The organism is Protofrankia sp. CiP1_Cm_nod4, assembly GCF_982290645.1.
In genome coordinates this window covers 1-6,503 of record NZ_CEVIVC010000125.1, presented here as the reverse complement: position 1 = coordinate 6,503, position 6,503 = coordinate 1, and the positions used below count along the sequence as shown (strand labels likewise).

Sequence of the window (6,503 nt, the reverse complement as noted above, 5' to 3'; positions counted from 1 at the left end):
CGGGCGGCCGGCGCCGTTGTCCTCCGGCCACCGGTGTCGGCCGGAGGACAACGAGTATCCCGGGTAGCCGCGTCTGGGGTTTCCTCAGGCAGGAGCCGGTCGGTGGCCATGGCCGGCACCGGGGCAGTCCGTACACGGTCCGGATGGAGACAGATGATCGAAGTTGATCGGCTGACCAAACGCTACGGATCAGTCGTCGCGGTGGACGGCCTTTCGTTCCAGGTCCTTCCCGGCCGGGTTACCGGATTTCTCGGGCCGAACGGAGCGGGAAAGTCGACAACGATGCGCGCCGTTGTCGGCCTGGACCTGCCGACCATGGGCGAGATCCGGGTCAACGGCAGGCCGTACGCGTCGATCCGGCGACCGTTGTGCGAGGTGGGAGTGCTGTTGGACGCGCGTGCCGTGCACGGCGGCCGCAGCGCGTCCAGCCACCTGCTGTGTATCGCGCGCAGTAACGGCATCAGCCCGTCCCGGGTGAACACCGTGCTGGAAATGGTGGGCCTCGCCACAGTCGCCCGCCGGCGGATCCGCACATTTTCACTCGGGATGTTACAGCGTCTGGGAGTGGCGGCCGCGTTGCTCGGAAATCCGGGCGTGCTTCTTTTCGACGAACCTGTGAACGGCCTGGATCCGGAAGGCATCCGGTGGATTCGCGCGTTGATGAAACAGCTGGCCGCCGAAGGACGGACGGTGCTGGTCTCCAGCCATCTGATGAGTGAGATGGCTTTGACCGCCGACCATCTCATCGTGATCGGACGGGGCCGGCTCGTCGCGGACGCGAGCGTCACGGACCTGCTTTCCCGCAGTTCGCGCAACCGGGTCCGGGTGCGCTCGCCGCAGGCCGGGCAACTGTCAACGCTGTTGGCCCGGGACCTGGCGGGCGTGTGCGTGCAGCCCGGGCCGGACGGGGCCCTGGAGGTGCTGGGGACGGACGCGTCCGCGGTGGGTGAGCTGGCCGCCGCCCACGGTGTCGTCCTGCACGAACTGTCGATCCAGCAGGCCTCCCTGGAAGAGGCCTTCATGGATCTGACCCGGGACTCGGTCGACTACCGGACCGAGCTGGACCCCCTTCCGGCCGCCTCCCCCAACACATCCCCCGGCACACCCACGACCGTCGGATCGAGGCCCTGACACCATGCCCCCGGACGCCGCACCCACACCCGCCATCTCTTCGGACGCCATTTCTTTGGACGTCATCTCTTCGGACATCGCGTCTCCGGACGCCACGTCCTGGGAGCCCACCGGCCCCGTCGACAGCGCATGGCCGGGCGGGCCCGCGGTCCGGCCCGGCCATGCCGCTTCGCGCTGGCCGTCCGCGGCTGCCGGCCGGAGGCCAGCTCTCGACATGTTCGGTAATGCCCTGCGCTGCGAGTGGACGAAGCTGTGGACCGTCCGGTCGACGTACTGGACCCTGTTCGCCGCCTTCGTCCTCACCGTCGGCCTGGCCGCGATCGCGTGTGGGGCGGCTGCCAGCCAGGGCGGGGACGTCGGCGGGGAGCCGGCCGCGCTCAGCCTCAGCGGGATCTTCGTGGCCCAGATCGCGCTGGGCGTGCTCGGCGTCCTCATGATCAGCTCGGAGTACGGCAGCGGAATGATCCGGACGACCTTCGCGGCCGTCCCCAACCGGCTGGTCGTGCTCGCGGCGAAGGCCGCGGTCTTCGCGGGGGTGGTGCTGGCCGGTGCGCTCGTCGCCTGCCTGGCCGCCTTCGCGCTCGGGCAGCTGCTACTGCGGCCGGCCGGCCAGCAGGCCTCGTTCGGTGATCCGGAAATCGTCCGGATCGTCCTCGGCGCAACCGCCTACCTCACGCTGATCGGGCTGATCGGGCTGGGCGTCGCGGCCGTCATCCGCCACACCGCGGGCGCGCTGGGCGTCCTGTTCGGTGTCATGGTGGTGCTGCAGATCGCCGTCCAGTTCCTGCCCGGGGAACTGCAGGAGAACGTCCTGCCCTACCTGCCGGCGACGATGGCCGTCTCGGTCGTCACCGTGAACCCGCCGGCCATGAGCCTGTCCGCCGGGGCAAGCATCGCGCTGCTCGGTGTCTACACCGCACTCGCGCTGCTCGGCGGGGCATGGTCGATGCTCGCGCGGGACGCCTGAGCGGACCGCGCCCGGCTCGTGACCGCGTCGCCGTCGCCGTCCTGCCGCTTCCGCCGCCCCGCCTCGTGCCGCCTGCCGGCCGGCCCGTTCCGCCGCCGCGCGTTCCCGCTCTCTCACGGCACCATGCCTTTTGCTCCGCTGCCGGCCGTCCGGCGTTGCCCCTGTCTGCCCCTGTCTGCCCTGCTGTCGGCCCTGTCGCGTCTGGCCGGTGGGAGTAACGCCGAGGCGGATGGTCGCAACGGCCGGTCGGACGGAAGGATGCTACGGCATCGGGAACTATTCTTCTTCACTTCTTGTTCATAAGAATGAGTCTGCTAGACTCAACAACACTGAGACGATCCCGATCCGGTAATGTTAGTCGTTGCTTGGTAGTTGACCGGTGCAGGGGTCGAGGCTGGAAGGAAGGGAGTAGCCATGAGCACCTACCTGTGGGAGCCGTTCGCTGCCTTCGGTCGGCTGGACCGCGAGTTCCACGAGATCGTCCGCCGCAGCTGGGATGCCTCCGAGCGGGCGCGGGCGCCTCGCCTCGGCTTCGCTCCGTTGGCGGACGTGGTTACCGAGGGCAACGACGTCGTTGTTCACCTCGAGCTTCCCGGTGCCGACATCGAGAAGGACGTCGCGGTCGAGCTGGAGCGCGGCCGGCTGGTCATCCGCGGTGAGCGCGCCGACGGCCGTGAGAGTGACAACGGGCACGTCGTCGTGCGGGAACGCCGGTACGGTGCCTTCCACCGCGAGTTCAACCTGCCGGAGGGAGTGGGTGCCGACCAGATCTCCGCGACCTACGACAAGGGCGTGCTCTCGGTCCGGCTCGCGGGCGCGCTCGCACCCGCCTACGGGACGCGCATCCCGGTCAGCCCGGGCGCGTCCTCGGTGCTGCCGAGCGCCGGGCCGGCTGACAGCTCGGAGAGCCACTCGGACGAGCCAGGGCACACGCCGACGGTCGAGGGCTGACGGTCGAGGGCTGAGACGGACGCCGGCCACTGACCGCGGGTGGTTGACCGCGGCGGCGGCCTGCCGCCCGGTGGCGCCGGGCCGGTCCGCGGCGCCACCGGACCGGCTCATCACCGAGCTGTCACCGCCGTGCCGCGGCCGGGTCTTTCCGTTCCGTGGCGCGGCGGTCAGTCCGTCCGGGTATCCCGGGTGCCCGCCTCCGGGGCGTCCGGGCTGGTGGCGTCCGGGCCGGGGGTGTCCGGGCCGGCGCGGTGACGGCCTGCCGCGTCCGGCTCCGCCGCGGTTCGTCCCGCTTCCATCCGTCCCGGGCTGCCCGGCGCGCGGCGTCGGGTGCCGGCCGCCCGCGGTGGGGACGGAGGCGGGACCATCGGGCCGATGTCGCCGTCCGGTGCCTCGTCGAGGTCGACGATCACCGGCGCGTGGTCGGAGGTGCCCGTGCCCTTGCGGGCCTGCCGGTCGACCCACACCGCGCGTACCCGGTCGAGCAGGTTGTCGCTGGCGAGGAGAAGATCGATGCGTATGCCCATGTTCTTCGGGAACATCAGCGCCCGGTAGTCCCAGTAGGTGAAGACCTGCTCGTCCGGCCAGCGTCTGCGCATGACGTCGACCAGGCCGAGGCCGGTCAGCTCATGCAGCGCCCGCCGCTCGGCGTCGGTGACGTGCGTGGCGCCGGCGAAGGCGGCGGGATCCCAGACGTCGGCGTCGGTCGGAGCGATGTTGAAGTCGCCGCAGGCGATCACCGGGGCGGCCGGGAGGACCTTTTCGACGGACGCGCGAAGCGCGGCGAGCCAGGTGAGCTTGTACGCGTAGTGCGGGTCGTCGACCGCGCGTCCGTTCGGCACATACAGTGACCAGATCCGGATGCCGCCGCAGGTCGCGGCCAGTGCTCGCGGCTCGGGCGCGGGAAAGCCCGGGCCGTCCACGAGCCCGGCCTCGACGTCGTCGAGCCCGAGCCGGGAGAAGATCGCGACGCCGTTCCAGCGTCCGTCACCGTGATGGGCGACGCGGTAACCGCGCCGGAAGAGATCCTCGTCGAAGAGCTCGAGGAAGGCCGCGTCGGAGAGCTTGGTCTCCTGGAGGCACACGACGTCCGGCTGGGCCCGGTCCAGCCATTCGATCAGACGGGCCTGCCGTGCCTTCGCCGAGTTGATGTTCCAGGTTGCCACCCGCACAGCATCCGACGTTAGTCCGTCGACACCGGCGCCGACGACAGTGGTGCCCGTGGACCGGTGTCCGTGGACCGGTGCCCGTGGACCGGTGTCCGGTGTGTGGCGCGCGTGGCGCGTGGCGCGCGGCCCGCGGTCCGGTGCGCGGGCTGGTGGCCGGTGCCGGCGGACAGATCGTCCCCGATCGCTACGATCGGCTGGGACACCGTCCGCGACAGCGCCGCTCACGATGCCGCCCGCTGTGCCGCCAACGTGTGCCGCCAACGACCGCCGGTTGCGAGGGCGCCAGGAGCCGGCGGCCTGCCGAACGTCAGGAGGAAGACCGGATCATGCCCACCACGGCTCCCGACCACACCCGTCCTCCCGGTCACACCCGTCCTCCCGGTCACATCTGGCCTTCCGGTCACATCTGGCCTTCCGGCCACGCTCAGGCTTCCGGCCGAGCCAGGCTTCCCGGGCGTGCCCGGCGCGGCCGGGCGGTCGGCGCGCTGGCCGGCACGGCCGCCGCAGTGGTGATGGCCGTCGGCCTGGCTGGCTGCGGCGCGGTGTCCGAAGAGACCAGGCGAGCCGGCACCGACGCGCTCTGCTCGCAGATCGAGGCCCGGACGGCGGACGTGCGCGCGAGCGTGGACGTGGCCCGGCTGGTCGCCCTGACGGTCCGCGATCTCGCGCCGGACGGGAACGTCCGACAGCTCGCCGACCAGGTGTCGCGCGACCCCGGGAATCTTGAGCTCCGGGGGCAGCTCGCCGACTGGATCGACAACAGGTGCTCAGGGTAACCAGTGCTGACAGCGGCCGATGCCCACGGCGATCAGCCGTCTACGGTAGTTGATCAGTAAGTATCCGTGGCGGTCAGAGCCTTCGTGGCAGCCGGCCGGCCGGCCGGTTCCGCGGTTTTCGCGCTGGACGTCCGCCCTGGTTGGGCTCGGGTTGGTTCGCGCTGGGACGAATGCTGTTGAAGCGCTGTTGATGGCCGGGCCGCTCGTGCGACCATCAGGGCCGTGACCATACCGACCACGCCAACCACACCGGAGAGACCAGCCACACCGCAGAGCGTGTCCCAGGTCGAGGACCTGGTCCTGCTGGAACAGGCCGGGCAGGAACTGGATCTTCTGTTCTTCTGGGGTCACCGGTCACCGCGCGGTGGTGCCCGCGGCGTCGGTACGGGATGCCTGAGCCAGTGGTGGCCGTCCGCCTTCACTGTGAACGGGGTGCGTTACCCCACGGCCGAGCACTTCATGATGGAAGGCAAGGCCCGGTTATTCGGCGATCTTGTTGCCGCGCGGGGCGTTCTCGCCACTTCCGACCCCGCCGCCGCGAAGAAGCACGGGCGGCAGGTCCGCGGCTTCGACGAGACGGTGTGGAACGAGCACTGCTTCGACATCGTGGTCCAGGGCAATGCGGCGAAGTTCTCCCAGCATCCGTCGCTGCGCAACTACCTGTTCGGCACGGGGGACCGCATCCTGGTGGAGGCGAGCCCGCTGGACCGGGTGTGGGGCATCGGCCTGGCCGCCGACGACAGCCGCGCCCACCAGCCCTCGGCCTGGCCCGGGCGCAACCTGCTCGGCTTCGCCCTCATGCGCGTACGCACCATGCTCCGCGACGCCGAGTCCCGCGACTCCGCACCATGATCGCACCCCTCCCCGCCCCCCACGTGTCCCTTTTCGTGGGAACGAGCACGTAAGTGGTTAACGAGTGTGTAAGTGGTTGCTGGGACAGCCACTTACACACTCGTTCGCATGGGCTGAACTCGGAGCGTGGGGACGGTGGGGTTGCTGGTCGGATGGGGTTGCCGGTGGGGTGGTGTGTGGTGCGCACTGGTCGGGGGTCAGTACCTCGGACGCCTTCGGGATCACCCCGCATGGGGGTAGCCGGACGGCTTACGAAGCGGATCAGAGCTGGTCGACGGCGGTGACGCGCAGGACGGCGGTGCCGGCCTCGTCGGAGGCGGCGAGGTCGGCCTCGGCGCTGATGCCCCAGTCGTGGTCGCCGGCCGGGTCGGCGAAGATCTGCCGCAACGCCCAGCGGCCCGGCTCGATGTTGATGATCAGGAATCCGGGGCCGCGGGCGTCGGGGCCGGTCCCGATCTCGTCGTGGAGGTCGAAGTACGGCCGCAGCGCACCCGCCCACCGGTCGGCGTCCCAGCCCGCGTCCGCGTCGAGCGCGCCGAGGTCGTCGTAACGCCGCAGCGCGGCCAGCTCCACCCGGCGGAACAGCGCGTTGCGGACGAGCACCCGGAACGCGCGGACGTTGGCGGTGATCGCGGGGGGCGCCGGGGGTGCGGCGTC

7 protein-coding genes are annotated in these 6,503 nt (G+C 70.8%); 5 read left to right on the top strand and 2 right to left on the bottom strand.

Annotated elements, in window-relative coordinates; all coding sequences use genetic code 11:
- The first annotated feature begins 153 nt into the window (after nt 1-153).
- The 3 genes from AC5LSR_RS19110 (at nt 154) to AC5LSR_RS19100 (ending at nt 3,049) form a co-directional block, all read left to right on the top strand.
- Nucleotides 154-1,131 (top strand): ABC transporter ATP-binding protein, encoded by a 978-nt coding sequence (locus AC5LSR_RS19110; RefSeq protein ID WP_250285671.1) that lies wholly within the window; start codon nt 154-156, stop codon nt 1,129-1,131.
- A 214-nt stretch (nt 1,132-1,345) separates the two neighbouring features.
- On the top strand, nt 1,346-2,098 hold the full coding sequence (locus AC5LSR_RS19105; protein WP_493464488.1) for an ABC transporter permease: 753 nt from the start codon (nt 1,346-1,348) through the stop codon (nt 2,096-2,098).
- A 414-nt stretch (nt 2,099-2,512) separates the two neighbouring features.
- Nucleotides 2,513-3,049: an Hsp20/alpha crystallin family protein gene (locus AC5LSR_RS19100; RefSeq protein ID WP_250285673.1), complete on the top strand. Its 537-nt coding sequence runs from the start codon at nt 2,513-2,515 to the stop codon at nt 3,047-3,049.
- 167 nt (nt 3,050-3,216) lie between these two features.
- On the opposite strand, the gene AC5LSR_RS19095 is transcribed toward AC5LSR_RS19100, so the two are convergent.
- On the bottom strand, nt 3,217-4,221 hold the full coding sequence (locus AC5LSR_RS19095; RefSeq protein ID WP_250285674.1) for an exodeoxyribonuclease III: 1,005 nt from the start codon (nt 4,219-4,221) through the stop codon (nt 3,217-3,219).
- A gap of 539 nt (nt 4,222-4,760) precedes the next feature.
- Between AC5LSR_RS19095 and AC5LSR_RS19090 the strand changes: the two genes are divergently transcribed.
- Nucleotides 4,761-4,994, top strand: coding sequence for a hypothetical protein (locus AC5LSR_RS19090; RefSeq protein WP_250285675.1), 234 nt, complete (start codon nt 4,761-4,763; stop codon nt 4,992-4,994).
- Between the two features lie 222 nt (nt 4,995-5,216).
- Nucleotides 5,217-5,846, top strand: coding sequence for a riboflavin biosynthesis intermediates N-glycosidase (gene ybiA / locus AC5LSR_RS19085; RefSeq protein ID WP_250285676.1), 630 nt, complete (start codon nt 5,217-5,219; stop codon nt 5,844-5,846).
- Nucleotides 5,847-6,107: 261 nt separating this feature from the next.
- Here the strand turns inward: ybiA and AC5LSR_RS19080 are convergent.
- On the bottom strand, nt 6,108-6,503 hold a 396-nt coding region (locus AC5LSR_RS19080; protein WP_493468754.1), incomplete at its 5' end, for a DUF3516 domain-containing protein.